This is a genomic window from Methylobacterium ajmalii, from assembly GCF_036448855.1.
Taxonomy (GTDB): domain Bacteria; phylum Pseudomonadota; class Alphaproteobacteria; order Rhizobiales; family Beijerinckiaceae; genus Methylobacterium; species Methylobacterium ajmalii.
The window spans coordinates 1-25738 of sequence record NZ_JAZFXT010000024.1; the positions used below are offsets into that span (position 1 = coordinate 1).

At 71.6% G+C, this 25738-nt stretch carries 36 protein-coding genes and 1 pseudogene; 18 read left to right on the forward strand and 19 right to left on the reverse strand.

Annotation, left to right across the window (positions count from 1 at the left end):
• Nucleotides 1-289: 289 nt before the first annotated feature.
• The 4 genes from V3T34_RS10300 to V3T34_RS10315 all read right to left on the reverse strand — a co-directional run bounded on the left by V3T34_RS10300 (nt 290) and on the right by V3T34_RS10315 (nt 5235).
• Nucleotides 290-1036 carry an ABC transporter ATP-binding protein gene (locus tag V3T34_RS10300; RefSeq protein WP_305076799.1) on the reverse strand — a complete coding sequence of 249 codons (747 nt, stop codon included), beginning with the start codon at nt 1034-1036 and terminating at the stop codon, nt 290-292.
• Nucleotides 1033-2811 carry a branched-chain amino acid ABC transporter ATP-binding protein/permease gene (locus V3T34_RS10305; RefSeq protein ID WP_305076798.1) on the reverse strand — a complete coding sequence of 593 codons (1779 nt, stop codon included), beginning with the start codon at nt 2809-2811 and terminating at the stop codon, nt 1033-1035. The genes V3T34_RS10300 and V3T34_RS10305 overlap by 4 nt, the downstream gene beginning before the upstream one ends.
• 2 nt (nt 2812-2813) lie before the next feature.
• Nucleotides 2814-3851 carry a branched-chain amino acid ABC transporter permease gene (locus V3T34_RS10310; RefSeq protein ID WP_091888222.1) on the reverse strand — a complete coding sequence of 346 codons (1038 nt, stop codon included), beginning with the start codon at nt 3849-3851 and terminating at the stop codon, nt 2814-2816.
• Between the two features lie 226 nt (nt 3852-4077).
• Nucleotides 4078-5235: an ABC transporter substrate-binding protein gene (locus V3T34_RS10315; RefSeq protein ID WP_091888224.1), complete on the reverse strand. Its 1158-nt coding sequence runs from the start codon at nt 5233-5235 to the stop codon at nt 4078-4080.
• Between the two features lie 262 nt (nt 5236-5497).
• On the opposite strand from V3T34_RS10315, the gene paaG reads away from it, so the two are divergent.
• The 4 genes from paaG to V3T34_RS10335 all read left to right on the forward strand — a co-directional run bounded on the left by paaG (nt 5498) and on the right by V3T34_RS10335 (nt 8964).
• Nucleotides 5498-6301: a 2-(1,2-epoxy-1,2-dihydrophenyl)acetyl-CoA isomerase PaaG gene (gene paaG, locus V3T34_RS10320; RefSeq protein WP_305076797.1), complete on the forward strand. Its 804-nt coding sequence runs from the start codon at nt 5498-5500 to the stop codon at nt 6299-6301.
• Between the two features lie 35 nt (nt 6302-6336).
• Nucleotides 6337-6762, forward strand: coding sequence for a hydroxyphenylacetyl-CoA thioesterase PaaI (gene paaI, locus V3T34_RS10325; RefSeq protein WP_091888343.1), 426 nt, complete (start codon nt 6337-6339; stop codon nt 6760-6762).
• A 211-nt stretch (nt 6763-6973) separates the two neighbouring features.
• The gene (gene paaK, locus V3T34_RS10330; protein WP_305076796.1) at nt 6974-8308 is read left to right on the forward strand and encodes a phenylacetate--CoA ligase PaaK; all 1335 of its coding nucleotides are present in this window, start codon (nt 6974-6976) and stop codon (nt 8306-8308) included.
• A 26-nt stretch (nt 8309-8334) separates the two neighbouring features.
• On the forward strand, nt 8335-8964 hold the full coding sequence (locus tag V3T34_RS10335; protein ID WP_048431418.1) for a TetR/AcrR family transcriptional regulator: 630 nt from the start codon (nt 8335-8337) through the stop codon (nt 8962-8964).
• Nucleotides 8965-9240: 276 nt separating this feature from the next.
• Here the strand turns inward: V3T34_RS10335 and V3T34_RS10340 are convergent, their stop codons facing one another.
• Nucleotides 9241-9534, reverse strand: a complete 294-nt coding sequence (locus V3T34_RS10340) for a hypothetical protein (RefSeq protein WP_331369156.1) — start codon at nt 9532-9534, stop codon at nt 9241-9243.
• Nucleotides 9535-9710: 176 nt separating this feature from the next.
• Between V3T34_RS10340 and V3T34_RS10345 the strand changes: the two genes are divergently transcribed.
• Both V3T34_RS10345 and V3T34_RS10350 read left to right on the forward strand, forming a co-directional pair.
• Nucleotides 9711-10229, forward strand: coding sequence for a hypothetical protein (locus tag V3T34_RS10345; protein ID WP_305076794.1), 519 nt, complete (start codon nt 9711-9713; stop codon nt 10227-10229).
• 223 nt (nt 10230-10452) lie between these two features.
• Nucleotides 10453-10746: a hypothetical protein gene (locus tag V3T34_RS10350; RefSeq protein ID WP_305076793.1), complete on the forward strand. Its 294-nt coding sequence runs from the start codon at nt 10453-10455 to the stop codon at nt 10744-10746.
• A 147-nt stretch (nt 10747-10893) separates the two neighbouring features.
• Here the strand turns inward: V3T34_RS10350 and V3T34_RS10355 are convergent, their stop codons facing one another.
• A complete protein-coding gene (locus tag V3T34_RS10355; protein WP_305076792.1) occupies nt 10894-11469 on the reverse strand; it encodes a hypothetical protein in 576 nt (191 codons plus the stop codon).
• A 158-nt stretch (nt 11470-11627) separates the two neighbouring features.
• On the opposite strand from V3T34_RS10355, the gene V3T34_RS10360 reads away from it, so the two are divergent.
• From V3T34_RS10360 to V3T34_RS10370, 3 genes are read left to right on the forward strand one after another with little or no spacing between them, the layout of a single operon-like run.
• A complete protein-coding gene (locus V3T34_RS10360; protein WP_305076791.1) occupies nt 11628-12041 on the forward strand; it encodes a hypothetical protein in 414 nt (137 codons plus the stop codon).
• A gap of 11 nt (nt 12042-12052) precedes the next feature.
• Nucleotides 12053-12373 (forward strand): hypothetical protein, encoded by a 321-nt coding sequence (locus V3T34_RS10365; protein WP_305076790.1) that lies wholly within the window; start codon nt 12053-12055, stop codon nt 12371-12373.
• Nucleotides 12370-12612 carry a hypothetical protein gene (locus tag V3T34_RS10370; RefSeq protein WP_305076789.1) on the forward strand — a complete coding sequence of 81 codons (243 nt, stop codon included), beginning with the start codon at nt 12370-12372 and terminating at the stop codon, nt 12610-12612. The genes V3T34_RS10365 and V3T34_RS10370 overlap by 4 nt, the downstream gene beginning before the upstream one ends.
• 40 nt (nt 12613-12652) lie before the next feature.
• On the opposite strand, the gene V3T34_RS10375 is transcribed toward V3T34_RS10370, so the two are convergent.
• Nucleotides 12653-13234 carry a metallophosphoesterase family protein gene (locus V3T34_RS10375; protein WP_305076788.1) on the reverse strand — a complete coding sequence of 194 codons (582 nt, stop codon included), beginning with the start codon at nt 13232-13234 and terminating at the stop codon, nt 12653-12655.
• A gap of 367 nt (nt 13235-13601) precedes the next feature.
• Between V3T34_RS10375 and V3T34_RS10380 the strand changes: the two are divergent.
• Both V3T34_RS10380 and V3T34_RS10385 read left to right on the forward strand, forming a co-directional pair.
• Nucleotides 13602-13763: pseudogene (locus V3T34_RS10380) on the forward strand (DNA methyltransferase); the annotation flags it as partial.
• A gap of 61 nt (nt 13764-13824) precedes the next feature.
• Nucleotides 13825-14373 carry a DNA-methyltransferase gene (locus tag V3T34_RS10385; RefSeq protein WP_305076787.1) on the forward strand — a complete coding sequence of 183 codons (549 nt, stop codon included), beginning with the start codon at nt 13825-13827 and terminating at the stop codon, nt 14371-14373.
• Nucleotides 14374-14400: 27 nt separating this feature from the next.
• Here the strand turns inward: V3T34_RS10385 and V3T34_RS10390 are convergent, their stop codons facing one another.
• A complete protein-coding gene (locus tag V3T34_RS10390) occupies nt 14401-14787 on the reverse strand; it encodes a transposase (RefSeq protein WP_305076786.1) in 387 nt (128 codons plus the stop codon).
• A 176-nt stretch (nt 14788-14963) separates the two neighbouring features.
• Between V3T34_RS10390 and istA the strand changes: the two genes are divergently transcribed.
• The gene (gene istA / locus V3T34_RS10395; protein WP_305076785.1) at nt 14964-16481 is read left to right on the forward strand and encodes an IS21 family transposase; all 1518 of its coding nucleotides are present in this window, start codon (nt 14964-14966) and stop codon (nt 16479-16481) included.
• Nucleotides 16478-17287 (forward strand): IS21-like element helper ATPase IstB, encoded by an 810-nt coding sequence (gene istB, locus V3T34_RS10400; protein WP_056481133.1) that lies wholly within the window; start codon nt 16478-16480, stop codon nt 17285-17287. Before istA ends, istB begins: the two co-directional genes overlap by 4 nt.
• A gap of 249 nt (nt 17288-17536) precedes the next feature.
• On the opposite strand, the gene V3T34_RS10405 is transcribed toward istB, so the two are convergent.
• The 3 genes from V3T34_RS10405 to V3T34_RS10415 form a co-directional block, all read right to left on the reverse strand.
• A complete protein-coding gene (locus V3T34_RS10405) occupies nt 17537-18106 on the reverse strand; it encodes a winged helix-turn-helix domain-containing protein (protein ID WP_305076784.1) in 570 nt (189 codons plus the stop codon).
• Nucleotides 18107-18197: 91 nt separating this feature from the next.
• A complete protein-coding gene (locus V3T34_RS10410) occupies nt 18198-18353 on the reverse strand; it encodes a hypothetical protein (RefSeq protein ID WP_305076783.1) in 156 nt (51 codons plus the stop codon).
• Nucleotides 18354-18458: 105 nt separating this feature from the next.
• Nucleotides 18459-18764, reverse strand: a complete 306-nt coding sequence (locus tag V3T34_RS10415) for a helix-turn-helix transcriptional regulator (RefSeq protein WP_305076782.1) — start codon at nt 18762-18764, stop codon at nt 18459-18461.
• Nucleotides 18765-18904: 140 nt separating this feature from the next.
• Between V3T34_RS10415 and V3T34_RS10420 the strand changes: the two genes are divergently transcribed.
• The 4 genes from V3T34_RS10420 (at nt 18905) to V3T34_RS10435 (ending at nt 21602) form a co-directional block, all read left to right on the forward strand.
• Entirely contained in the window at nt 18905-19393 is a 489-nt protein-coding gene (locus V3T34_RS10420; protein WP_305076781.1) for a hypothetical protein, read from the forward strand.
• 195 nt (nt 19394-19588) lie between these two features.
• Nucleotides 19589-21082 carry an AAA family ATPase gene (locus tag V3T34_RS10425; protein ID WP_305076780.1) on the forward strand — a complete coding sequence of 498 codons (1494 nt, stop codon included), beginning with the start codon at nt 19589-19591 and terminating at the stop codon, nt 21080-21082.
• 11 nt (nt 21083-21093) lie between these two features.
• Nucleotides 21094-21327, forward strand: coding sequence for a hypothetical protein (locus V3T34_RS10430; protein ID WP_305076779.1), 234 nt, complete (start codon nt 21094-21096; stop codon nt 21325-21327).
• Entirely contained in the window at nt 21324-21602 is a 279-nt protein-coding gene (locus V3T34_RS10435) for a hypothetical protein (protein WP_305076778.1), read from the forward strand. The genes V3T34_RS10430 and V3T34_RS10435 overlap by 4 nt, the downstream gene beginning before the upstream one ends.
• A gap of 36 nt (nt 21603-21638) precedes the next feature.
• On the opposite strand, the gene V3T34_RS10440 is transcribed toward V3T34_RS10435, so the two are convergent.
• Nucleotides 21639-22544, reverse strand: coding sequence for a phage antirepressor KilAC domain-containing protein (locus V3T34_RS10440; protein WP_305076777.1), 906 nt, complete (start codon nt 22542-22544; stop codon nt 21639-21641).
• Between the two features lie 140 nt (nt 22545-22684).
• Here V3T34_RS10440 and V3T34_RS10445 point away from each other — a divergent pair, with 140 nt between their 5' ends.
• Entirely contained in the window at nt 22685-23119 is a 435-nt protein-coding gene (locus tag V3T34_RS10445) for a hypothetical protein (RefSeq protein WP_305076776.1), read from the forward strand.
• A 167-nt stretch (nt 23120-23286) separates the two neighbouring features.
• Here the strand turns inward: V3T34_RS10445 and V3T34_RS10450 are convergent, their stop codons facing one another.
• The 7 genes from V3T34_RS10450 to V3T34_RS10480 are packed head-to-tail and all read right to left on the reverse strand — an operon-like array spanning nt 23287 to nt 25725.
• Nucleotides 23287-23601, reverse strand: coding sequence for a hypothetical protein (locus V3T34_RS10450; protein WP_305076775.1), 315 nt, complete (start codon nt 23599-23601; stop codon nt 23287-23289).
• 9 nt (nt 23602-23610) lie between these two features.
• A complete protein-coding gene (locus tag V3T34_RS10455) occupies nt 23611-23814 on the reverse strand; it encodes a hypothetical protein (RefSeq protein ID WP_305076774.1) in 204 nt (67 codons plus the stop codon).
• On the reverse strand, nt 23811-24179 hold the full coding sequence (locus V3T34_RS10460) for a hypothetical protein (protein WP_305076773.1): 369 nt from the start codon (nt 24177-24179) through the stop codon (nt 23811-23813). The genes V3T34_RS10455 and V3T34_RS10460 overlap by 4 nt, the downstream gene beginning before the upstream one ends.
• Nucleotide 24180: 1 nt before the next feature.
• Nucleotides 24181-24714 carry a lysozyme gene (locus tag V3T34_RS10465; protein WP_305076772.1) on the reverse strand — a complete coding sequence of 178 codons (534 nt, stop codon included), beginning with the start codon at nt 24712-24714 and terminating at the stop codon, nt 24181-24183.
• Nucleotides 24714-24944 carry a DUF7940 domain-containing protein gene (locus V3T34_RS10470; protein ID WP_305076771.1) on the reverse strand — a complete coding sequence of 77 codons (231 nt, stop codon included), beginning with the start codon at nt 24942-24944 and terminating at the stop codon, nt 24714-24716. Before V3T34_RS10470 ends, V3T34_RS10465 begins: the two co-directional genes overlap by 1 nt.
• The gene (locus V3T34_RS10475; protein WP_305076770.1) at nt 24941-25279 is read right to left on the reverse strand and encodes a hypothetical protein; all 339 of its coding nucleotides are present in this window, start codon (nt 25277-25279) and stop codon (nt 24941-24943) included. The genes V3T34_RS10470 and V3T34_RS10475 overlap by 4 nt, the downstream gene beginning before the upstream one ends.
• The gene (locus tag V3T34_RS10480) at nt 25276-25725 is read right to left on the reverse strand and encodes a hypothetical protein (RefSeq protein WP_305076769.1); all 450 of its coding nucleotides are present in this window, start codon (nt 25723-25725) and stop codon (nt 25276-25278) included. The genes V3T34_RS10475 and V3T34_RS10480 overlap by 4 nt, the downstream gene beginning before the upstream one ends.
• Nucleotides 25726-25738: the final 13 nt, after the last annotated feature.

Sequence of the window (25738 nt, forward strand, 5' to 3'; positions counted from 1 at the left end):
CAACCAGACCGTTATGAGCGGTCGGCTCTAACCATTGAGCTACAGGCCCTTCGGTTTCGTCTTCGGTGTCCTGGCGATTGGCCCGCGGACGGGGCGGAGCGCTCGGTCGCGGGGACGGTGACGCGAAACCTGTCCGTAGGTACCCGGCGAGGGCGGTGGCGGCAAGCCCCTCGGTGGCGGTTCCGGACCGGGAGGAAGCGGTTGTATCCTGCGAGGCCGCGATACGACCCTGGCGGGTGACGGCGTTCCCGCCGTGGGGGACCGCCGGCCGTCCCGCGCGGCCCCGAGGTCAGCCCGTCGCCGCGGCCCGGTCCGGCGTCTCGGCCCCGAGGCTGCCGAGATAGGTCTCGGCGACCCGGGCGTCGGCCTGCAGGGTGCGGCTGTCGCCCTCCAGCACCACGCGGCCGCCGTCGAGGACGTAGCCGTGATCGGCGATCCGGAGCGCGGCACGGGCGTTCTGCTCGACGAGCAGGATCGCCACCCCCTCGTCGCGCAGGCGCGCGACCGTGCGCATCACCTCGGCGACGATCAGGGGGGCGAGGCCGAGGCTCGGCTCGTCGAGCATCAGGAGGCGCGGGCGGCCCATCAGCGCGCGGGCCATGGCGAGCATCTGGCGCTCGCCGCCCGAGAGCGTCCCGGCCTGCTGGCGCCGGCGCTCGGCCAGGCGGGGAAAGAGCCGGTACATCTCGCCGAGATCGCCGCCGCCCGTGGTGCGGAACCGGAAGGCGCCGAGCTTCAGGTTGTCCTCGACGGTCATCGTCGAGAAGAGCTCGCGCCGCTCGGGGATCAGGCTCAGCCCCAGCGCGACCCTGGCCTCGACGGGCAGCCGGGTCAGGTCGCGCCCCTCGAAGCGGAGGGTCCCCTTCGCCGGCAGCACCCCCATCAGGGCGTTGAGCAGCGTGGTCTTGCCGGCGCCGTTGGCGCCCAGCACCGTGACGAGCCGGCCGGGCGCGACGCTGAGCGAGACGCCCCGCACCGCCTCGACCTTGCCGTAGGCGACGGAGACGGCGTGCGCCTCGAGCATCGGAACGGTCATGCCGGGCTCCCCAGATAGGCCTCGACCACCGCCGGGTCGCGGCGGACCGCGGCGGGGGCGCCCTCGCACAGCTTGGCGCCGAAATTCATCACCACCAGCCGGTCGGCGAGCCCCATCACGAAATCCATGTCGTGCTCGACGAGCAGGATGCCGAGTCCCTCCTGGCGCAGGCGGCGCAGGAGGTCGCCCAGCGCCTGCTTCTCCTGGTGGCGCAGGCCGGCGGCCGGCTCGTCGAGGAGGAGGAGCTGGGGACCGAGGCAGAGCGCGCGGGCGATCTCGACGATGCGCTGCTGGCCGAGCGCCAGGCTGCCCGCCGGCAGGTCGCGGCAGGCGGTCAATCCCACCCGGGCGAGCTGGCGGTCGGCCTCGGCGAAGAGCGCGGCCTCCTCCGCCGCATCGAGGCCGAGCGCGCCGCGGACCGGGCCGGCGGCGCCGCGCAGATGGGCGCCGAGCGCCACGTTCTCGATCACCGACATGCCGGCGACGAGCTTGACGTGCTGGAAGGTGCGGGCGCAGCCGAGCCGGGCGATGCGCCGCGCCGGCAGGCCGGTCACGTCCGTCCCCCGGAGCCGCACCGCGCCGGCGGTGAGGCGTGCCACCCCGGTGACGAGGTTGAAGGTGGTGCTCTTGCCCGCGCCGTTCGGCCCGATCAGCGCCACCACCTCGCCGGCCCTCACGGCAAACCCGATGTCGTTGACCGCAACGAGGCCCCCGAAGGTCTTTCTGAGGTTCGCGGCTTCGAGCAGCGCCGTGCCGGGGGCGGCGGCCGGGCGCGGCGCCAGGGGCTCGCGCGCCGGCCCTCGGTCGGGCGGGGCGGCGACGGAGCGGCGCACGATCAGCGGCCACAGGCCGTCCGGCGCGCGCTGGAGCATCACCACCAGCAGCACCCCGAACACGATCGCCTCGAAGTTGCCCTGGGCGCCGAAGACCAGCGGCAGCACGTTCTGGAGCTGGTCCTTCAGCACCGTCACCAGCACGGCGCCGAAGACGCCGCCGCCGATCGAGCCGGCCCCGCCGATCACCGCCATCAGCAGGTACTCGATGCCGGCATTGATGCCGAACGGCGTCGGGTTGATGGCGCGCTGGATGTGGGCGTAGAGCCAGCCCGACAAAGCCGCCAGCATCGCCGCGTACACGAAGGCGACGATCTTCACCCGCGCCGTGTCGACCCCGAAGGATTCCGCCGCGACGACCCCGCCCTTGAGCGCCCGGATCGCCCGGCCGGTGCGCGAGCGCAGCAGGCGGTGGGTGAGCCAGAGGCTCAGGGCCAGGAATCCCCAGGTCAGCAGCATCGCCTCGCCGCCGCCCAGCACCGGGTGGCCGAGAAGCGAGATCGGCGGCAGGCCGGTCAGCCCATCGTAGCGGCCGAGCGCGTCGGTGTTGCCGAGCACGTAGAAGAACGAGATGTTCCAGGCGATGGTGCCGAGCGGCAGGTAATGGCCCGACAGGCGCAGCGTGATCGCGCCGATCACCCAGGCGGCGACGGCCGACAGGAGCAGGGCCGCCGGCAGGGAGAGCCAGGGCGAGAGCCCCCCTTGCGTGGTCAGCAGCGCCGTGGCGTAGGCCGAGATGCCGACGAACATCGCCTGCCCGAAGGAGGTGATGCCCGCAACCCCGGTCAGTACCACGAGGCCCGTGACCACGATCGCCGAGAGGCCGGCATAGGTCATCAGCGTGAGCCAGAACGGCGGCACGCCGGGCAGGAACGGCAGGGCGACGACCAGGAGGGCGAAGAGGCCGGTCAGGAGTGGGGTGGGGGCGAGACGGGTGGGCATGGTCACTCCTCGTCCTCTACCGGGGCCGAGCGCAGGGAGCGCCAGAGCAGGACCGGGATGATCGCCATGAACACGATCACCTCCTTGAAGGCGCTGGCCTCGAACGAGGCGACGGATTCGATGATGCCGACGAGGATCGCGGCGGCGGCCGCCGCCGGGTAGCTCGCGAGCCCGCCGATGATCGCCGCAACGAAGCCCTTGAGGCCGATGAGGAAGCCGGTGTCGTAGTAGACGGTGGTGAGCGGCGCGATCAGCACGCCGGACAGCGCCCCGATGAAGGCCGCGACCGAGAAGCTGAGACGACCGGCGAGCGAGGGGGCGATGCCCATCAGCCGGGCGCCGAGCCGGTTGACGGCCGTCGCGATCAGCGCCTTGCCGAGCAGCGTGCGCGAGAAGAACAGCCAGAGCGCGACGATGATCGCTAGCGTGAGCCCGATCATCCAGAGCGACTGGCCGCTGACGAGCAGGGGGCCGGCCGGGAACGAGGCTTCCGACAGCGGCGGGGTCCGCGAGCCCTCCGCGCCGAAGAACACCAGGCCGAGGCCGGTCAGCGCCAGGTGCACGCCGACCGAGGCGATCAGGAGCACCAGCACCGAGGCATGCGCGAGCGGCCGGAACGCCACCGCGTGCAGGAAGCCGCCCATCGGCGTCACGATGGCGAGGGTCAGGAGGATCTCGACCGCGAGGCCGGGCTTCGTCGGCGCCAGGATCCAGGCCGCCGCGGCGACGAGCGCCGGCAGGGCGAGGTCCCGCAGCGCGAGGCGCAGGAGCCCGCGCCCGTCGAGGGTGTGCCGTCCCTCGGCACAATCGGCCAGGAAGGCGAGGCCGCCGAGGCCGAGGAGCAGCGGCACGGTGCCCGGCAGCGTGCCGGCCTCCAGGCTCGCCAGCGTCAGCGCCCCATAGGCGACGAACTCGCCCTGCGGGATCAGGATGACCCGCGTGACGGTGAAGACCAGGACCAGCGACAGGGCGATCAGCGCGTAGATCGCGCCGTTCACGACGCCGTCCTGGAGGAGGAGAAGGAGGATCGTGGCGTCCACGGAATGGGATCCTGGGCGTCTTGGGGGATGCCGTGATTTTTTATGTCTGTCCCACGCGCGACCTCATCCTGAGGTGCGAGTGCAACGAGCCTCGAAGGAGGGCTCCGATGATCGCAAAGATGTCTGGAGCCCTCCATCGAGGTGTTAGTCCATCTGCGATGGACTAACACCTCAGGATGAGGTGGAGGGAGGGAGAGCGGCCTGGCGTCCGATCAGGATCCGCCGTTCAATTCGTCGCCGACAACAGCTTCCACTTGCCGTTCTCGATCGTCACCATCACGCGGGCGCGGTCGTCCTGGCCGACATGGTCGGTCGGGGTCATGTTGACGACGCCGTTGGTGTAGACGACGTCCTTCAACCCCTCGATCGCGTCGCGGAGCGCCGACCGGAACTCGGGCGTGCCGGGCTTGGCGGTCTTGAGCGCGACAGGGATCGCGTTCGCCAAGAGCACCTGCGCGTCGTAGGCGTGGCCGCCGAAGGTCGCGAGCGAGCCAGGCCCGAACTTCGCCTCGTAGGCCTTGGTGTAATCGAGGGCGACCTTGCGCACCGGGTTCGATTCCGGGAGCTGCTCGGCCACCAGCAGGGGACCCGCCGGCAGCACCGTGCCTTCCAGGTCCTTGCCGCCGACGCGCAGGAAGTCGGCATTGGCCACGCCGTGGGTCTGGTAGTACTTGCCGGCGTAGCCGCGCTCCTTGAGCGTCTTCTGCGGCAGCGCCGCGGGCGTGCCCGAGCCGGCGATCAGCACCGCGTCGGGACGCGCCGCCATCACCTTCAGCACCTGGCCGGTGACGCTGGTGTCGGTGCGGGCGTAGCGCTCGGTCGCGGCGAGCTTGATGCCCTTGGCCTCGAGCCGGGGCGTGATCTCGGCGAGCCAGCCGTCGCCGTAGGCGTCGTTGAAGCCGACGAAGCCGACGGACTTCACGCCGGCCTTGGCCATGTGGGCGGCGATCGCCTCGGCCATCAGGCCGTCGTTCTGCGGCGCCTTGAACACCCAGCGGCGCTTGTCGTCCATCGGGGCGACGATCTTGGAGGAAGCGGCGAGGCTGATCAGCGGCACCTTGGCCTCGGCCGCGACCTCGATCAGCGCCAGCGAGACCGGCGTCACCGAGGAACCGACGATGGCATCGACCTTATCGTCGCTCGCCAGCTTGCGCGCGTTGGCGACGCCCTTGGTGGTGTCGGTCGCGTCGTCGAGGACGATCCACTCCACCTTCTGGCCGCCGATCTCGGTCGGCAGCAGCGTCACGGTGTTGGCCTGCGGGATGCCGAGCGAGGCCGCCGGGCCGGTCTTGGCGATGGTGACGCCGATCTTGATCGGCTGTGCCAGCACGGGACCGGCCAGAACGGTGCCGGCGAGGGCGAGCGCCCAGACGATGCGCTTCATGGTGGTATCCTCCCGTTTACGGGCCGCGCCGGTTGTTGCTCCGGTCGCTGGCGTCACGGGCCTTCGTTGAGCCCGTCCGGTCGTGCTTTGCAAGTCCGCTTTGTTGGCAAGTCCGCGCGGCGCCCGTCCACCCTGGCGTTTGGCTGAGGGCGTGCGTTTGACTTCACCCGCGCAGCTTTATAATTTACCGTCCGGTTGGTCAATAGATCGCGCCGGCGGCTCCTCGGGGCCCGACACGGCGGGACGGGGAGGACGGAACCGAATGAGCGAGACGAGCGAGACCCTGGTGCTGGTCGAGCGCCACGCCGGCTACCGGGTGCTGGTCCTCAACCGGCCCGACCGGCTCAACGCCTTCAACGAGCCGCTGCACCTCGCCCTGCGCGCGGCGCTCGGCGAGGCTGCCGCCGATCCCGACTGCCGGGCTCTGATCCTCACCGGGGCCGGCCGCGGCTTCTGCGCCGGCCAGGACCTCTCGGCCCGCAATTTCGCGCCCGACGTCGAGCCCGACCTCACGCGCACCCTCGAAGCCTTCTACAACCCCCTGGTCCGGCAGATCCGCGACCTGCCGATGCCGCTGATCTGCGCCGTCAACGGCGTCGCGGCAGGCGCGGGCGCCAGCCTCGCCTTCCACGGCGACCTCGTGCTCGCCGCCCGCTCGGCCAAGTTCCTCCAGGCCTTCGCCAAGCTCGGGCTGATTCCGGATGCCGGCGGCACCTGGCTGCTGCCGCGCCTCGCCGGGCGGGCCCGGGCCCGCGGCATGGCGCTGCTCGCCGAGCCGATCACCGCCGAGCAGGCGGAGGCCTGGGGCATGATCTGGCGGGTGATCGACGACGCGGACCTGATGGCCGAGGCGCATCGGCTCGCCGCCCACCTCGCGTCGCAGCCGACCTACGGCCTCGCCCTGATCCGCCGCGCCCTCGACGCCTCCGAGACCAACGACCTCGATGCCCAGCTCGCCGTGGAGAGCGAGCTGCAGGGCGAGGCCGGGCGCACGCCCGATTACCGCGAGGGCGTCGCGGCCTTCCTGGAGAAGCGCCCGGCCCGCTTCACCGGGCGGCGCCGGTGAATCCCGGCGAGCTGGCCCGCGCCTGCGCGGAGGCGATGTGGGCCGAGGACCGGGCGAGCCGGGGCCTCGGCATGGCCCTCGACCATGCCGGGCCGGGCGAGGCGGTGCTGTCGATGCGGGTGCGCGACGACATGACGAACGGCCACGGCTCCTGCCACGGCGGCTTCATCTTCGCGCTCGCCGATTCGGCCTTCGCCTTCGCGTGCAACGCGCACAATCAGCGGGCGGTGGCGCAGCATTGCGCCGTGACCTTCCTGCGGCCGGGAAGGCGCGGCGAGGTGCTGACGGCGCGGGCCGTCGAGCGGGTGCGCGAGGGACGCTCGGGGATCTACGACGTGACGGTGACCGACGCGGAGGGGCAGGTGGTGGCGGAGTTCCGCGGCCATTCGCGCACGGTGCCGGGGACGGTGCTGGCGGGGGAGGGGGGAGCGGTGCCGTCTGCCCAATCGGAGCCCCCCTGAACGCCGCTACGCCTCATCCCACCCACAACCTCATCCTGAGGTGCGACCGAAGGGAGCCTCGAAGGAGGGCTGCAGATGTCTCGCGCTCCCTGGAGCTCTCCTTCGAGGTCAGCCGATCTTCGATCGACTAACATCTCAGGATGAGGTCGCGGGTGGGGTGATCGGGGTAATCTACACATAGAAAGTCAAAAATACTCCAGGGAGAGACGCCATGCTCCAGATCGCCCCCCGCAAGCTCGCCCGCATGGTACCGGAGGCCTCCGAGCTCGACCGGTTCGAGACCGCCTCGCGGGCGGAGCTCGCCGCCTGGCAGCGCGAGAAGCTGCGCGAGACCCTGCACCACGCCTACGCCAACGTGCCGCATTACCGCGCCGCCTTCGACGCCGCCGGCGTGCATCCGCGCGACTTTTCCGACCTTCCCGACCTCGCCCGCTTCCCCTTCACGGCGAAGGCGGATCTGCGGGCGAACTATCCGTTCGGCATGTTCGCGGTGCCGCGGGAGGAGGTGGCGCGCATCCACGCCTCGTCGGGCACCACGGGCAAGCCGACCGTGGTCGGCTACACCAAGGCCGACATCGACACCTGGGCCGACGTGGTGGCGCGCTCGATCCGGGCGGCGGGCGGACGGCCCGGGATGCTGGTCCACGTCGCCTACGGCTACGGGCTGTTCACCGGGGGGCTCGGCGCGCATTACGGCGCCGAGCGGCTGGGCTGCACGGTGATCCCGATGTCGGGCGGGATGACCGAGCGCCAGGTCCAGCTGATCCAGGACTTCAAGCCCGACATCATCATGGTGACGCCGTCCTACATGCTGGCGATCCTCGACGAGTTCCGCCGCCAGGGGCTCGACCCGCGGGCCTCCTCGCTCAAGGTCGGCATCTTCGGGGCCGAGCCCTGGACCAACGCGATGCGCCAGGAAATCGAGGAGGCGTTCGACCTCCACGCCGTCGACATCTACGGCCTGTCCGAGGTGATGGGGCCGGGGGTCGCCAGCGAGTGCGTCGAGACCAAGGACGGGCTCCACATCTGGGAGGACCACTTCTACCCCGAGGTGATCGATCCGCAGACCGGCGTGGTGCTGCCGGACGGGGAGGAGGGCGAGCTGGTCTTCACCTCGCTCACCAAGCAGGCGATGCCGGTGATCCGCTACCGCACCCGCGACCTGACCCGGCTGCTCCCCGGTACCGCCCGGGCGATGCGCCGGATGGAGAAGATCACCGGGCGCTCCGACGACATGATGATCGTGCGCGGGGTCAACGTCTTCCCGAGCCAGATCGAGGAGAAGATCCTGACGATCCCGGCGCTCTCGGCGCATTACCAGGTGGTGCTCTCCCGCGAGGGCCGGATGGACACCATGAAGATCCGCGTCGAGGCCCGGCCGGAGGCCGACATCGCGGATCTGCGCGAGGCGGCGGCCGACCGGCTCTGCCAGGCGGTCAAGGACACGATCGGGATCACCGCGACGGTGGACGTGCTGGCGCCCGGCGGCATCGAGCGCTCGCTGGGCAAGGCCCGCCGGGTCGTCGACCGGCGTCCCCGCGAGTAATACGAGACCAGCAGCGACGAGATCTCATGGCCCGCACCCGCGCCACCGACTACGACGACAAGCGCCGGGCGATCCTCGATCGCTCGGCCGAGCTGTTTGCCGCCCACGGCTACGACCGCGCCTCGATGAGCCGGATCGCCGAGGCCTGCGGCGTCTCGAAGGCGAATCTCTACCATTACTACCGCGACAAGGACGAGATCCTGTTCGACGTGATCCGGCTGCATCTCGAGGAGCTGCTGGAAGCCGTCGAGGCCGCCGACCGCCCGGGCCTGCCGCCCGAGGCGCGCCTGCGCGGCCTCGCCGAGGCCCTGCTCGAGGCCTACCGGGATGCCGACGCGCAGCACAAGGTGCAGATCAACCACCTCGGCCTCCTCGCCCCCGAGCGGCAGGCGGAGCTGAAGGCGAGCGAGCGCGAGCTGGTGCGCCTCTTCTCCGAGGCGATCGCCGGGGTGGCGCCCCACCTCGCCGGCACGCCGCTCCTCAAGCCCGTCACCATGTCGTTCTTCGGCATGGTCAACTGGCACTATCTCTGGTTTCGCCCCGGTGCCGGCCTGACCCGGGCGGACTACGCCGACCTCGTCACCCGGCTGATCGCCGAGGGCGCGCGCGGCATCGCCGCCGCGCCGGCCCCCGAGCGCCGCGCCGCCGGCGGGTGACGGCCCGCCCGACTCTCCCGTGGACGACCGGCGAGGCTCCTGCTACCACCGCCGGCGGTCAGGCCCCGTAGCTCAGCTGGATAGAGCAGCCGCCTTCTAAGCGGGCGGCGGAAGGAACGGCCAAGCGCTCCTCCCCTCTGCAGAGCAGTCGCCGCGACCGCGCGCCGAACCTTCCGGTAGCAAACCCGTAGCATACCGGCAGATGGCTCCGAACGCGCCGCTTGAGGCGGCGTGACGCCTGCGCGACGGCGCCGAGCTCGCTACGGCGGGATGGGGCTATCCGGCCGAGCCGCCGCGGCGTCCCCGCGCCTGACGGACCGGCGCGGTCGCGCGGCTGCGCTCCTCGGCGACCAGGCGCACCAAGGGCTCGGGCGTATCGTCCTTCACCTGGACTCGCCGGAGCACCCGCGACAGGCATGCGTCGAGGTCCGCCGCCTTGACCTGCGCCTCCGCAATGGCCCCCGGGCGCCCCGGCGGCGATGCGGCCGCCCCGGCGCGCAGCATCTCCATGTAGCCGGCGTGGGCGTCGCGGAGGCGCAGCGCCTCCATGACCCGGCCCGCCAGCCTCATGTCGTCTCGGTCCATCCCCGCCATCGCGCGCCCTCCGCCACCGTCCCGGGGATGGCGGGCGCGGGGTTACGGCCGCATTTCCGGACACCGGCGCGTTGCCGCCGTCCACAGGGATGGCGGCTGGTGGCTTTCGAGGACCGGTGGGACGATTCCCTCGTCACCCGGGAGAGCCCCCCATGCGCTACGACGACGACCGCGACGACGACGAGCAGGACCCCTTCATCCGCGATAGGCTGGAGGAGATCTACGCCGATCAGGACGACACGCCCCTCCCGGAGCCCGACGACGAGCCCGGGCAGGACCTCGTGCCCCCGGCCGAGCCCGAGATGGCCATGGCGCTGCCGGAGGAGGGTCGGGAGGAGCCCGTGCTCACCGGCGCCGCCGTGGCGGCCGCGGCCCGCCGGCAGGACGCTGCCCGCAAACGGATCGAACGCGCCGCCCGCCGCCGCCAAGGCGTCCCGGACACGCGCACCGTCGACAGCGCCATCGCCTGGGCGCTCGCCCGTGTGCTGCGCGAGGCGGGCGTCCCCGACCTGGTCCGGCGCGCCGGGACCGTGGAGGGGCTCACCGTCGAACTGGCGCCGATCCTCCGCTACGCCATGGAGGCCTTGCGGGCGCGGGGGGGCAGCCCGGAGATGCGGCGCACGGTCATCGCCGGGAAGCTGCTCCCGGGGCCGACGAGCCGGGCCGGCTGAGGCGGCGGCGACCCGGACGGCGTCCAGCCAAGTATCCGTTTCAATGAGGCATGGTAACGGGGCGCTCCTCTTCCAGGGGGCGCCCTTTCTGTTGGCGCGTCCGGCTGAGGGGGAACGCCCAGGACTTCCTTTACTCTGCCCACAGGAAGTCGACCGGCGAGCCTTGGCGCCGATTCGGCGAGCTGCGATCTCAAGGTGGCACCGAACGAGGGAGGCCGCCCTGATGACGCACTACCACACCAGCGCCCACCAAGTCGGGCAGGCCTTCGAGACCGCGGCCTACTCCTTCGCCGGCGGCCTTGCCTCCGCCCTCATCACCGGCCGGGCCGCCCGCGCCGAGCGAGATGCCGAGACGGCGGATGCCTGGCGCGCCGTCGCCGCGCGGGTCCGCGCCGGACGCATCGAGGCTGTTCGGGCCAGGCAGGCGGACGCCGCCCGCGCCGAGGCCGCCCGCCAAGACGAAGACGAGCAGCGCCGCCGCATCCTCATTCTCCGCGCGCGTGCCGCCGCGGCATGACGAGATGCCACCGTCGCATCCCGTGATGCCAGCGCGTGTGCTGGGGGAAAGAGTCAAGTCGGTTAAGCAAGACAGATGGCGTTATCCACAAATAAATAAGCCCGCCTCGGTCTCCCGGGGCGGGCTCGCTTGCGTCGGGCCGTCCGATCAGGCGACGGCGAAGGCCGGTGCCGGCCGGTGGGACGCCTCCCGCCGGTCGCGCCGGGGTTCGGCGTCCGGGTGCGGCTGGGGCGCCACCTTCACGGCGAGGCGCTCCATCTCCTCCTTCCGCCACTCTGCCATCGTGAGCGGCCGGGGCAGCGCGGCGAGATGCCGGTTGCCGAGCAGGTGCGCGCCGACGTGGCGGGGCTCCAGCGACGCCAGCCGGAGGGCCTGCTCCGGGGTCAGCCGGTCGAGGTAGACGCGCGCCGCGTCGTCGAGGCAGGCCGTCGCCTCGGGCGCCTGCCCGGGCAGCGGTGCCAGGTGCGCCACCGCGGCGCGCCCCCATGCCTCGTGGACGGCGGCTGGCGTCGAGGCGGGCTTAGCCTTGGTGGCCGCGTCCTCCTGCGCCATCGCCTCGATCTCGGCCATGGCCTCGGCCTGCGCCTCGGCGACTGCCGGCGGCGGGGCGGTGACGGCCCGGGCGACCCAGCGGGCGCCGTCCCAGATGAGCCGGGGGACTGCCGCCATAGCGGCCAGGGCGGCCCGCATGATGGCGGCGATGAAGCGGATAAGCGAGCGCACGGTTTCCTCCTGAGGGGTGACCCCGTCAGGGTGCGCTCGGACGACGAAAGCCACACGGGCCGCGGGGGCTCTTGTGCCCGGCATCGCGAATCGTACCATGGTCCCTATGCGGTCGGCCCTGCCGACCGCCCATCCGCCGCACGGGAGACCTCGGCATCATGCGTCCCACCGCCCCCATTCTTTCGCGTCCCGCCCGCCGCCTTGAACAGGCCGACCGCGAGCGCATCGCCGACGCGCTCCATGCCGCCGGCGCCACGCCGGTCGTGCACGCTCGCATCGCGGCCCCGTACGACGAGTACCCGCACCCCGAGCTCGACCTCGTCATCCAGGCCGACTGGCGCAGCACGCGCCCGATCAAGGAGGCTTGGGTCAACTGGGCCCTGGAGAACGACCTCGACCTCGACGGGAAGATCGAGGTCCGCCTCCTCTACACGCATGCGCTGCCTGAGGGGCGAAAGCGCCGCGAGCGCGAGGGACTCAGCGGCCTTCAGGTCGATCTCGCGCAGGTCCTGCTGGAGCGCGATCTCGCGGCCCTCGACGCCGACGACCGTGCCCTCGGCCTGGCCATCTGAGGGAGGCGACGGTGAACGACAACAACCCCGTGCACTTCCACGCCCTCGGCGCCCGCCGCGCTGCCTTGAGCGCCTTGCCGGCACTCCAGTACCTCAAGGGCGCCCGCACCCGCGCCGACGCCGAGGGCGTCGCAGCCTCCATCGCGGCCGCCTGTAGCCGGCCGCGGCCGGCGTGGTACCGCGAGGATCGGCCCGGCGACCGGTACCTCGGAACCCTCGCGAGCGGTGAGGTCCTGGCGTGGGCCTGCGGCGTCACTCCGGACGAGCCGCTGGAGCTTATGGCGTGGGTGGACGAGTGGCAGGGCGCCTGCGTCTGGAGAGCGGAAGCGTGACGCCCGATCTGCTCGCGGCCGCCGGCCAGGCCCTCTTCGGTGACGAGTGGCGCCGCCCCCTGGCGGCCGCCCTCGATGTCGATGCGCGCCTCATGCAGCGGTGGGCCGCGGGCCAGCGAGGCATCCCCGAGACGGTGGCGCCGGCGCTGCTCGCGCTGCTCGGGCGGGAGGCGTTGGGGCTGGAGGGGCGGGCCCAGGCCCTGCGCCGGGCGGCCGTAGCCATCGCGGAAGCCGAATAGCCGAAGGGCCCCGGGACGCTCCCCGGGGCCCTTCGGCGTTTCAGCGGATCTTGCCTGCGGCCGCGTCGGCGGCGAGTTCCTCGGGCCAGGTCGCCGCCCGTGCCATGCGCGCCTTGATCTCGTCGAGCCGCACCGGCCGGAAGTCGCAGGCGTCGACGCCGACATCCGCCGACCGCCGCGTGTCCGGCAGGCTGGCGTGGGTGTGCCCGAAAAGGTGGAGGGTCCCCTGCCAGATGCCGGGCCAGGCCCGCATCGAGTAGTGGCACATGAACAGCCGGGTGCCCTCGACGGTGACGTCGACGAACCCTTCGTGCTGGCTCGCCCAGGGCAACCGCCGGCCCCGCTGTTCGTGGTTCCCGCAGACGAGCCGCTTGACGCCGTTGAGGCGCTTGAACACCGCGGCCGCGTGCTCGGCCGAGCAGCCGAACGCGAAGTCCCCGAGATGCCAGATCTCGTCGCTGAGCCGGACGACGGCGTTCCAGTTGGCGATGAGGGTCTCGTCATGCTCCTCGACGGAGCCGAAGGGTCGCGGCCGGGACATTCGCCCTTCCATCATGCCCTCGTGGCCGTAATGGGTATCGGCGGTGAAGTAGGTGATGGGGTTCGAGGTCGAGTTCTTCATCGGGGCAGCCTCCTGTCGAAGGGGCTGCCGCGCTCGCGGTCACGCCCCCGGGTGGGTGGGTCTCTCGGTGCGGGGGGTGGCTATTCGTTTCACGGCGCTCTCCATGCGGGGCCAGGGTGGGATCGCAGCTCCCGACTCCCTCGGCAAGCGGCGGCTGCCGGCGTGGTTACGTTTTCCCTTGCCGGATCTCCTGGGCGGCCATGTCCGGATTTTCGGACATGGCACCTCCCGTGAGCTTCCGATTGACTCCCGAGGCGATTCCGCAACAACCGAACCTCAACGCTGTAGGGGTTAGCTCCGCCCCATCGTCACCGCGGACGTCCGGGAGGGCTTGCGCGCGCTCGACGCCAAGTCGGTCAATTGCGTCGTGACCTCGCCGCCGTACTTCTGGCAGCGCGACTACGAGGTCGAGGGGCAGATCGGGCACGAGGCGACCATCGAGGCGTACGTAACGGCCTTGGTCGAGACCTTCCGGGAGACCTACCGCGTGCTCGCCGACGACGGCGTGCTGTTCCTCAACCTCGGCGACGCCTACTACAACGCGAAGGGCCGCCCCCCTCGGTCACGACCCGAAGCACTCGGCCCGCCTCATGGCCCGGCAGAAGCTGCGCGCGGTCGACGGGCCTGGCCTCGGCCTGCCGCGCAAGTCGCTGATCGGCCTCCCGTGGCGAGTCGCCCTGGCCATGCAGGCGGACGGCTGGGTCCTGCGCAGCCCCATCATCTGGCAGCGCCCGAACGCGCTCGGCGAGCCGACCGCCAAGGACCGGCCCTGGCGGACGTACGAGCACCTGTTCCTGTTCTCGAAGGGGCCGCGGTACCGCTTCGACCGGTCCGGTCTGAACGGGGCGGAGGACGTCTGGGTGATCCACGCCCGGCCGGAGAACCCCTATGCGCATTGCGCGCCGTTCCCCGTCGAGTTGGTCGAGCGATGCCTTGCCTGCGGCTGCCCGACCGGCGGCACGGTTCTCGACCCCTTCCTAGGATCGGGCACCACCCTCGTCGCCGCGGCGCGGGCCGGCCTCCATGGTGTGGGGGTCGAGCTCAACGACGCCTATGCCTCGCTGGCGGAGCGTCGCATCCGCGAGAGCGTGTCCGATGTTGCGCGGCGTCCCCGCAAGGTCGCCGTCGCGGCCGAGTAGGACCACGATCATACGGTTTCCGGTTAATTAGGCCAGCTTGGGTTTTGGCTTGGCAGTTTTGGGCAGCCAGTGGAAGCTTGTGCGTGAGCGGATGACGTTGGTCTGCTCGCTCAAGGTGGCGCATCGCTGCTCGACCACCCGTTCCAGCTCATCCAGGTTGGCGATGTGCCGGTTGACCACCGGCTCGTCGACCAACGGCCACAGCGTCTCGGCCGGCTGCAGTTCGGGCGTGTAGGGCGGCAGGTAGACCAGCCGGACGCCCTCGGGCACGCGCAGATTGGGCTGGGTGTGCCAGCCGGCATTGTCGAGCACCACCACCGCCCGGCAGCGCGTGCCCGCTCCGACCTCGCGCGCGAAGTCGGCCAGCAGCCGCTCGAAGAACGGCTTGGACAGGCCGTTGGAGAGGTACCACACCGTCTCGCTGCAGCCCGACAATCAGGATGGTGACGGCACGACAATCAAGATGAGGCACTGATCTCGTTCGCGTCCCGGAGGGAGGGCGAAGCCCGAGCGTAGGGACGCGAACGAGATCTGGCGATCACGGCCGACCGGCTGTGCGGACGGCCCTCCTCGCCGAGGAGGGGTCCCGCATGCCCGGCCGCCATGTGACCGATCGCCAGATGAGGCTCTACATGCAGTTCCGTCAGACCGACCCGCGACGTGCCGCGGCCGCCAAGGCCGGCTTCAGTCCCGCCACCGCCGACCGCATCGAGCAGGATCCACGCCTGCCATCTCTGAAGAAGGCTCCCAGGGGTCGGCGGCGGCCCGATCCTCTGGCCGAGATCTTCGAGGCCGAGGTCGTACCCCTCCTGCAGGCCTCCCCGGGCCTTCGTCCCATCGCCCTGTTCGAGGAGATGATCCGGCGTCACCCCGAGCTCGATGCCGGCGTCCGGCGCACCCTGGAGCGCCGCATCCGGTCCTGGCGGGCGCTGCACGGTGCGGAGCAGGAGGTCATCTTCCGCCAAACCCACGAGCCCGGGCGGATCGGCTTGTCGGACTTCACCGACATGAATGCCGCCGGCATCACCATCGCGGGGATCGCGCTCGATCACCGGCTCTACCACTTCCGGCTCGCCTACTCGGGCTTCGAGCATGCCCACGTGGTGCTGGGCGGCGAGAGCTTCGTGGCGTTGGCTGAGGGGGTGCAGAATGCGCTCTGGAGCCTGGGCGGCGCACCCGGCGAGCACCGCACCGACAGCCTCTCGGCCGCCTTCCGCAATCTCGACGCGGACGCGAGCGCCGACCTCACCCGCCGCTATGAGGCGCTATGTGCCCATTACGGCATGACCCCGACCCGCAACAACGCCGGCCTCGCCCATGAGAACGGGGCCGTCGAGGGGCCGCACGGCCATCTCAAGCGCGCCATCGCCGACGCGCTCCTGCTGCGGGCGAGCCGCGAGTTCCCGGATCTCTCAGCCTACCGGCGCTTCCTCGACGAGTTCGTCGGGCGCCGGAATGCCCGCAACGCCCGGCGGATTGACAGCGAACGGGCCTCGCTGAAGGCGCTGCCCCGGCATCGGAGCTGCGACTATGAGGAGACGGTCGTACGGGTCACCAGTTCGGGCGGCTTCACCCTGCGCAAGGTGTTTTACACCGTGCCCTCGCGCCTGATCGGGCACCGCCTGCGCGTGCGCCTCTACGACGACCGCCTCGCACTGTTCCTTGGCGGGACCCCACTCCTGGAACTACCCCGTGGGCGAGCCCATCCCGATGGCCGCCACGATCAGGTCGTGAACTACCGCCACGTCATCCACGCCCTGCGGCGCAAGCCGATGGCGCTGCTCAACCTCGTCTACCGCGACCGGCTCTTCCCACGGGACGCCTACCGCCACGCCTTCGACGCCCTGTTGCAGGCTGGTCCCGAACGGCAGGCCTGCCGCGTCATGGTCGAACTCCTGGCGCTCGCCCACGAGCGAGGCTGCGAAGCCGAACTCGCGGTGAGGCTCGCCGCGGATCTGGAGGCCCGACGTCTGCCCGACCTGGCGGCCCTACGCGTCACCTTCGCACCGGACCCGGCCGGCATCCCGCACGTCAGCGTCCATCTGGCGACGCTCGCCAGCTACGAGGGGCTGCTGGGTTCCACCGTCCAGACGGGAGAGGTCGCATGAAGACCGCCTCCGCCGCCGACGTCGCCCGCCTCGCCGTCATGCTTGGCGACCTGCGCTTGCCCACCATCAAGGCCGTCTGGCCGAGCTTTGCCGAAAAGGCCGACACGGAAGGCTGGCCGGCAGCCCGCTTCCTGTCCGCCCTCGCCGAGCACGAGCTCGCCGAACGCGACCGACGTCGCATCGAGCGTCATCTCGCCGAAGCACGCCTGCCGCCGGGCAAAACCCTGGACACCTTCGACTTCGAAGCCGTCCCGTCCGTCTCCAAGGCTCAGGTCATGGCCATCGCCGCTGGCGACGCCTGGCTCGGTACCGGGGCCAACCTGCTCCTGTTCGGGCCGCCCGGCGGCGGCAAGAGCCATCTGGCGGCCGCCATCGGCCTGGCACTGATCGAGAGCGGCTGGAAGGTGCTGTTCACCCGCACCACCGATCTCGTCCAGAAGCTCCAGATCGCCCGGCGCGACCTCACCCTGGAAGCGGCCCTCGCCCGGCTCGACCGCTTCGACCTGCTGATCCTCGACGACCTCGCCTACGTCACCAAGGATCAGGCCGAGACCAGCGTACTGTTTGAGCTGATCGGCGCCCGCTACGAGCGGCGCTCGATCCTCATCACCGCCAACCAGCCGTTCGGTGAATGGGGCAAGGTCTTCCCCGACCCGGCCATGACGCTTGCTGCCGTCGACCGCCTCGTCCATCACGCCACGATCTTCGAGATGAACGTCGAGAGCTATCGGCGGCGTGCCGCTCTGGATCGCAAACGCGGGCCCGGCCGCCCACCAACCCGCGCGACAACGAAGACGGCGCCGTGATCGCCGCGCCGCGTCAATCAAACGGCCAATCAGCCTTGCGCCGCGCTCACCAGAGGACCAAACTCCTCCCGCCGCGACGCCAATGTGCCTCATCCAGATTGTCGCTGACCAATCATCCAGATTGCCGCGCTACAGTCTCGCCGCTCTCCGGCGCCACAAAGGCGGTGACGTGCAGCCACTTGAAGCGATGGTGACCCAGCGCCACCGGCCGCTCGCCCGCTGGCGCCCAGACCCGCCGCGTGACCGGCTTCAGGCCGAGGCGGTGTTCGTCCGTCGCATAGGCGACGACGGGGAGATGCGGCTCACGGGCCTCCTCCTCGTCGACGGCCTGCGCCAACTTTTTTTAAAAGCCTGTGCGGCCTCGGGGGTGGCCGCACGCGGATTGCGCGGGCGCGGCCGTTGCAGCGACCAGCCCAGCGCTTTGAGCGCCTCCCAGCCGCGCTGCACCGCCACCTCCCGCCCCAGGTCCTGAGCCAGGATGTCTGCCACCTTGCGGCTCGTCCACACGCCCCCGTCCGGCGGCGGCTCGGCCAGGCGCTGGCGCACTCGCTCGAGGACGTCTGGCGTCAGGAGGCTGGCCGTGGCGCCGTTGTGGCGGCGCCGATCGCCCAGCGCTTCGACCCCCTCGGCGTTGTAGCGCTCGCACAGACGGCGCACCCAGCGTTCACTGAACGCGGTGGCCGCGGCGGCTTGCGCGAAACTATGGCCCTTGGCCAAAAGCCAGATCGCCTGGGTCTGGCGGGCAGTGTGCGCGTCACGGCAGGCCGTGAAACGCTCCTCCAACTCCGACACGCTCAGGTGTGCGACAGGGCCGGCCATCGGCGCCTCCCTCGACAATCAGCATGCCCTAGCAATGCACCAAACCACCCCCAGTTCACAGCTAAGCTGACCAAATCATACGGAAAGCGTATCAGTCCGCCGGATTTCCGGACAGAGCCAGGCGGCGCATGGCCCGCGCCCGGTCGGCATCCGTCATGCGCCGGCGCCAGCCGTCCGGGACGAGGCTCGGCGCGGGGTCCCAGCCCATCAGGGCCGAGAGCGTCGCGCGGTCCCCGAGGTCAGCCATGTCGAGGCCGTGCTGCTCGGCGTAGCGGCAGAGGCGCCGGTGCGTCTCGTCGAGGCGAACGAGGGGTGCCGGGATCGGCGACAGGTCCGGTATCCGGGCGGGCGGCTACCAGCGCGGCCGGGGCGGGCCCCGGCGGGCATTCCGCTCGTCCTCCTCGGCCTGCTCGCGCTGGAGGTCGTCGAGCGTAGGCCACCCGTAGTTGAAAGTGGTCAGGGCCAGGTCGAGGCCGACCATGTTCATCATGCGCAGCACGGTGGCGAACGACATGTCGGGGTTGTAGCCGTTCTCAAAGGCGATAATGCGGGTGCGGCTGGAGCCGATGGCGACGGCCACCTGGCCCTGCGTCAGACCCTTCTCGCGCCTCGCTTCCTTAATGGCTTGGCCGAGTTCCTGGATGTCGATCCGACTCATAAACGCGACATTTCCCGCCTGAGGGAGCCTTGAGGTCGCGTTATCGCGACCTCGGGCATGCCCGCAGGATGCGTCCTGGGCACGCAAGGGACCACGCCCGTTAACCATGCCGGCCGCTCCGCCGTGCTATCCCGGGCGCCATGCGCGTCGCCCTCCATCCTGTCCCGGACCACCCGGACGCCGTCGGTACCCTCGACGGTCAGCCCCTCCTCGTCGTCGGGCGCGAGCTCCAAGTCGGGGGCCGGCCCGTCCCGCTCGACGAGGCCGGCGAGGCCCTAGCGGCCGCCGTCGAGGCCGCGGCGACGGCGCTGTGGGGCGGGGACTACCTCGGCTCGCTCGCGCGCGTGCTCGACTTGAACCGGCGCTCGGTCGTCGGGGACAGGATCGCCCGGAACGGCCTGCCAGCCTGGGCGCTTGCCATCCTCGGCTACGGCGCCGGGCATCCCCGGCCGCGCGGGCTCGGGTACCTCCTCCTCGCGGCCGCCGAGCTCCTCGACGACGCCGGCGCGACGCCGGCCGCGGCCCGGGGCGCCGATTGCTCGGGGCTCGCCCGGCAGGGACTGGATGACGCCCTGGCTCTCGTCGCGCGGGCGCGGGACATGAAGCGGCTGCCGGCCAGCGGCGGGTAATAGTTCCTTCAGGATCGGCGGGGTATCCAGTTCGACTCTGCGCCTGAGTTCCGCTCGGGCGCGCGGTGAAGGATACCCGACATGACGAGCACCCTGGACGAGGGCGCGCGGGCGTGCGCCCTCGAACGCTACTTATCCGGCGACGCGGAGGCTCCCAAGCGGGGCGGCTTCCCCTTCGCCCCGGCAGCCCTCCTCGTGACCGCCCGCTACGGCAGGACGGTTCCCTCGCTTCGGCCCGCCACGGCCATCGGGGAGGACGTGCGGCTGGTCGGCGTCTACAGGGCGTTGAAGATCGCCTTCGACGCCTACGCGCATGACGCGCCTCACGACAAGCGCACGGCCTTGCAGACGCTGTCCGTCCAAGTCTCGACCGCGTTCGACTACGTGCGCGGGTGCATCGTCGAGGGCGAATTCATGGCTCTCGACTGCACTGACGAGGAGCAGATCGTCGACGGGCATTTCATTTTGCTTGCCGGTGTCCTGGCCCTCTGCCTATGGGAGTGCGGTCATGAGCAGGGCCGCGAATACGTCCGCGGACGGATGCGGGACCTGCTCGCCGGCGCCGATGGGTACATCTACGCGAGGGCGAGCCTCGGCTTGGCGGAGGACACGGACAGCCTGACGTGGCGCCCGGGCGGCGGTGCGCTCGGCTCCCTGCAGGCGGCCCTGGCCCGCGGCGGGCGGCTCCTCGACGATGCGTCCCGGGGCGCGCCCGCACCGGAACCGGCATGGGCCGCTGAGGCCCGCGGGAAGGCCGCCGCGGAGAAGGCGGCGAAGAAGCGGCTGGAGAGCGGGCCGAGCCTGATGGTTTTGGCTGCCATCGAGCACTTGCCGGGTTTGGCCAAGGCCGGCGAGGCGCGCCCGGGCGGCGCGACGGGATCGACCCCGAGGGCGGAGTGGGCGCCTCTTGCCGGCCGGCGGCTGCCCCTCGCCCGCGTCCCGGACCTCGCGGCGGCCCAGGCCGACCTGGTGTCCGAGTTTCCGGACGACGCCGCCGTCATCGACGCGATCCTCCGGCCGCTGGCCGGGCGGGCCTACGTCGCCTTGCCGCCGACGCTCCTCCTCGGCCCCCCGGGAACCGGCAAGAGCCGGCTGGCGAGGCGCCTCGGCGAGGTCCTCGGACTGGCGGTGACGGTCTACGGCTGCGCCGGGGTGGCCGATTCGAGCTTCATCGGCACGTCGCGGCAGTGGAGCTCGGGTCGCGCTTGCGTCCCCTTGCAGGCGATCCGACGTGCCGAGGCAGCCTCGGTGCTGGTCGTCCTCGACGAGATCTCGCGCGCCGGGACGCGGCTCGATAACGGCCGGCTGGTCGACGGCGTCCTGGCCCTGACGGAGCGCGAGACCGCGAAGGCATATCATGACCCGTACCTGGAGTGCGCCGTCGACTTGTCGGCGGTCAGCTACGTCGCGACGGCGAACTCGCGCGCCGGCCTCGACCCCGCCCTGCTCAGCCGGTTCCGGGTGCTGGAGATGGGACCGAGGACCGCGGCGTCGCTCCCGTCCCTGTCGCGCGCGATCCTCGCCGACCTGCGGGGTGAGCGCGGGCTCGACGCCGTCTGGCTTCCGGACCCGGACCCCGAGGAGGAAGCGGTCCTCGCCGCTCACTGGCGGGATGGCAGCGTGAGGTCGCTGCGCCATCTCGTCGAGGGCCTGGTCGCCGCGCGGGACCGGCTCGCGGTGCGTCAATGAGGGTGGCACACATGCTCCAAGCATCCCCCGTCCTCGACGACCTCGCCGCGACCGCGGCCCGCATCCAGGCCCTATGGGAAAGCGGCCGGTGCTGCTCCCTAGTCGGGCGCGGCCTGCGGGCTCGCGTCCTCCGCGTCAGCCGTCTCGTCCAGGCCGGCCGCATGGCGCCCGACGAGGCCCGCCGCATCGCCAACGAGGCCGAGGGCGTCGCGGTGTCCTTCGGCCCGCTGGAGGACGTCCCTTGAGCTCTGACCTCGCCGCGGCGGCGGCCCGCATCCAGGCCGCCGTCGCGGCCGGCGAGATCTGCCCGCTCGTCGGCCGGGCCGCGCGGGTGCGCATCCTGCGGACGGCCCACCTCGTCGACGCCGGGCAGATGCTCCCCGTCGAGGGCCGGTTCCTCGCCATGGAAGCCGAGGCGCTTGCCATGGCCATCGCTCTCCTTCCGGCGTCGCCGCGGACCGTCCGGGCGGCCGAAACGCAAAGGCCCGGCTTCGCTAGGGAAACCGGGCCTCCGGAGTAGCCAACCCGACTTAGCTACGCATTCCGCGCACCGGGGTCAGAACCCGGGCAGGGACCCCTGCGACGGCGGGGCCGGCGGCTTCACGCCGAGCTCCTTCGCGTAGAAGACGATGCCCTTGCCGGTGAGCCGCGTGACCGGCCGGGGCTTCCCGCCATGCTCGGCCCATACCACCGTGAAGAGGCCGCGGTCGATCAGGCGCTGGGACGCCATGTTGCCCCCGTTGCGCTCGAACAGGTCGTGCCTGCCCTTGAGCCACGCGACGAACTTGTTCGGCGGCTGCCGGAGCGCCTTGCCCGCTGCTTGCAGGCCCCACGTCCCGTCGCTGTCGGCGAGGGCCTCGCAGAACTCGACGGCTGGCCGAGCGGCTTCGACCTTCGCCTCGGCCAAGGCGAGGTTCGCGGCCTGCTCCTGCGTCACCTGGAGAAGCTGCAGGGCGATGACCTGCAGCTGCGCCTGGTCGCGCACGTTGATGACCGGCAGGGTTGTCGGCGCGGGTACCGGCACCGGCGCGACCGGGACCGCGTAGGTGCCTGTCCTCCGGATGGAAGGAAGGACCACGTCACCGACCCAGCGGCGGAAGCGGTAGGGCGCGCTGCTCTCCTTCATGGCGTTCCGCGACCGGAAGATGAGGGTGTACATGGCGCCCTCGGTGATGACCGAGCGGAGCGGATTGCCCCGGCGATTACCCTCGCTTGAACCGAGGGTATTCCGGTCGTCGATGCGGAGGGTGACGATGCTGCGCTCGTCCGGGCTCAGGGCCTTCAAGGCCGCGGACACGTTGACCGTGCCTATGGCCGCGCAGACGTCGGCGGCCACGAACAGCGCCTCGCCGGCGCGGTCGATGACGCGGACGGGCTTGTCGTCGAAGAAGAACGTGGAAGGGGTCTCGCCCAGGGTGGCGAGGGCGGTGGTCGTGCTATGGTGCAGGGCAGCCTGATTCACGGGGCTCTCCGTGGGTCGGGTCAGGCCCTCGGTGGTGTTGACGCACCCCGGGGGCCGGCGCTGCCGGGCCGGCGAGCGTTAACGCGATTCTAGCGATTCGAATTTGGCTTGCCTGGTCTCTCCAGCTTCGAGATGTGCGATTGACCGATGAAGAGGATATCCCACTCGGCCTGACGAAGGAGCAGTGGGCCGCGATGCTCGCCGAGGCCGAGAAGCGCGATGCCGCCAACAAAAAGCGGTCAGCGACGATGAGGGCGAAAGCCGCGGCTCAGAAGGCGGCACGCCTCACTCAGCCGCCCGCCAACCTCGATGATGCTTGGCAACGGCACGCGGAGACTTGCCCGTATCCGCCTTACTCGGATGAGGCGTCCGCGTGGTTCCGGGAGCACTCTCGCTTTGAGTTCGACGGCACGACTTGGCGGCGCGAAAAAACGTACCAGAAGACGAACTCTGGTAAAGGCAAGCGGCTGCGTAGCATCACGTATTACGGCGCAGACGCTCGTGTAGTCACGACATACGACGCTGGCGCGAACCGCCGGAATGACCCTGAGCGGGATTGGGGCCTTCCGGATTAGTGCTGTTCTCCGGCCAAAGCGCGGCCGCCACCAGGATGGCGAACACCGCGAGGGTGGCAGTCTCAGGCGGGGTGTCCGTATTCTCGGATATGACGGCCCGGGCGGCACGGAGCGCGTCCCGGGCGAACAGGCGGGCATCCGCCCGGGCGGCGTCGGCGGCTGAAATCTCAGCCACCGGTTGCCTCGCGCACCGCGGCGAGTTGGGCGCGGAGGTGTGCGATCTCGTCGAGCAGGACCCGGCGCTCGGCCACGTAGATGCGGTTCGAGCTCTCGGCGCAGGCGCGGCCGCCCTGCGCGTCGCCGAGCTGGCCCTGCAGGTCGTCTATGCCCTGCCGCAGCGCGAACAGCGCCGCGGCGTTGCCGAACACCTGCACGTGGTCCCGGCCCTCGCCGACGTTGACGATGGCGGCCGCGTCGACGGGGGCCAGGGTGCGCCGCGTCGGGTCCGCGCCGTTGGGGAACTCGATGAACGTGACGCGCATGGGGGCTCCTCAGGGTCGGGGTCGGCGGGTGCGGGAAGCCGCTTGGACGGCGGCGGCGACGTCGAGGCGCGACGGGACGAACTCGCCCCGGAGCGCGGCCAGAACCGGCGCGTCGGCGCAGGTCAGCAGGGACGGCGGTACTGCCGGTCGGGAGACGGTCTGGCACCCGGCGAGGAAGGCGGCGAGCGCGGCCGCGGCGGCGACCCGGATCATGGCGCGCCCTCAAGGACCCGGCGCAGCACCGGGGCGACCGGGGCGTCGTCGGACCGGGGCGCCGTCAGGATGCGGTCGCGTACCCCGCGGGACGCCCGGGATCGTGCCGCCGCTTTTTCGGACACCGCCTCGACGGCCTTGGCGCCTGCCGCCGCCTCGGCGGCCGCGATCCTCGCCTCGTCGCGTTCCCGGCGTGCCGTCACCAGGTCGGCCTGCAGGTGGGCGAGGTAGGCGGCGCCGGCCAGAGCCACCGCCGCCAGGGCCAGCGGCAGCACGGCCCGGCGCAGGTAGACGACCGCCAGGCCAGCGGCCGCCGCGGCGGCGAGGGCCGCGAGCCCGAGGGGCGTCCAGACCAGGGCGAGCACGTCAGATTCCCATCCGGCAGAGGGCGCGCTCGCGCTGGCGCCGGGCGGTCAGACCCGGGACGACGCGGCCGCCGGCGCGGTTGAACAGGAGGAGGGCGTCGCAGGCGCCGGCCCTGTCGCCCGCGTTCCAGCGGCGGACGACCGTGCTCTTGCAGAAGGCGCCGGCGCCGATGTTGTAGGCGAGGTCGAGGAAGGCGACGTAGACCGGGTCCGGGATCGGCACCTTGACGCACCGCTCGACCGAGGTGTCGGCGAACTCGCCCAGCGCCTTGACCAGCATGGCGTCGCATTGGGCCTTAGTGAACCGCATACCGAGCGCGACCCCGCGGGTCTCGCCGTAGCAGACGGTCGGCAGGTCCCGGGCGAGCCGGTCCTTGTAGGCCACCAGACGGACACCCTCGTTGCCGCCGGTGAAGGTCACAGCCGTCGCGGCGACGCCGGTGGCGGTCCCGCCGGCGAGGACGGCCGCCAGGATGCGGTTGCGGGCCTTGGCGGGGGCACGGGCCAGCGGGCGCAGGAACGCGAGCATGGCCATCAGGCGTCTCCGGAGATGGCGGGCTGGGCGACGAGGCGGGCGACGGCGCCGGCCAGGGTCACGCCGGTCAGGGCGAAGGCGAAGGTCGTCGGGTCGACGGGCGGGGAGCCGGCGAGCACGCCCATGCCGGCCTCGACCGCCGAGCAGACCACCCCGAACAGGGACAGCCAGAACGACCAGGAGTGCCGGGCGACGCGCCGGGCGTTCGGGACGAGCCGGGGGCGTCTCACGGGCGCGCCCTCCGGCCGGGACGGGGCCGCGGCGGAAGGGACGCACCCCCGCCATCTTCGTCGTCGCGGAAGGTACGGCGAAGGATCTCGCCGTGGTCGTGCAGGGCCCTGGTGAGGTCCGTGCCGGTCCGGACCAGCGTGTAGCCGAGGTCCCGGTCGGCAGGGTCGAGGGCGATGCGGGGCAGGCCGGAAGCCGCCTCCGGGGGCCTGCGGGCCTCCTTGATGCGGGCGAGCACGTAGGTGCCCCCGGCAAGCAACCCGCCGACGGCAACGGTGCCGATGGCCTTGAGGGCGTCGGCGGGCAGGCCGACGAAGGTCGCGACAAGGTCGATCAACGGGCAGCCCTCCGGAGGATGGCGGCGCGCTGGTCGTTCCGGCCCTGGTCCCAGATCGCCCGGAAGGCGCAGTAGCCGTCGACCGCCGCGAGCACCCCGTAGGCCCCGACGCCGGTGTTCACGCCGGGGTAGCCATCGTGCCAGAGCAGCCACGTGACCCAGCCCCAGAGCGCGGCGCCGGCCGTGGCGGTGACGAACCTGAGGATGGGGCTGTGCCGCTTCGAGCCGTTCACCCAGAGGGCGAGCATCCTGATCAGCGCGACGCCGAGCAGCGCGGCGCCCCAGGTGCCCTCCGGGGCGATGGCGCCGAACGCGGCGAACGTTGGCCGGCTGAAGGTCGGCCCCGGGAGCAGGAGGGCGACCGCAACGCCGAAGGCCACCAGAGCTCCGACCCATTCGGCCTCGCGGCGTTCGTGATGCCCGTTGAACGGGAGATAGCGGTACACGGGGGCGGCCTCG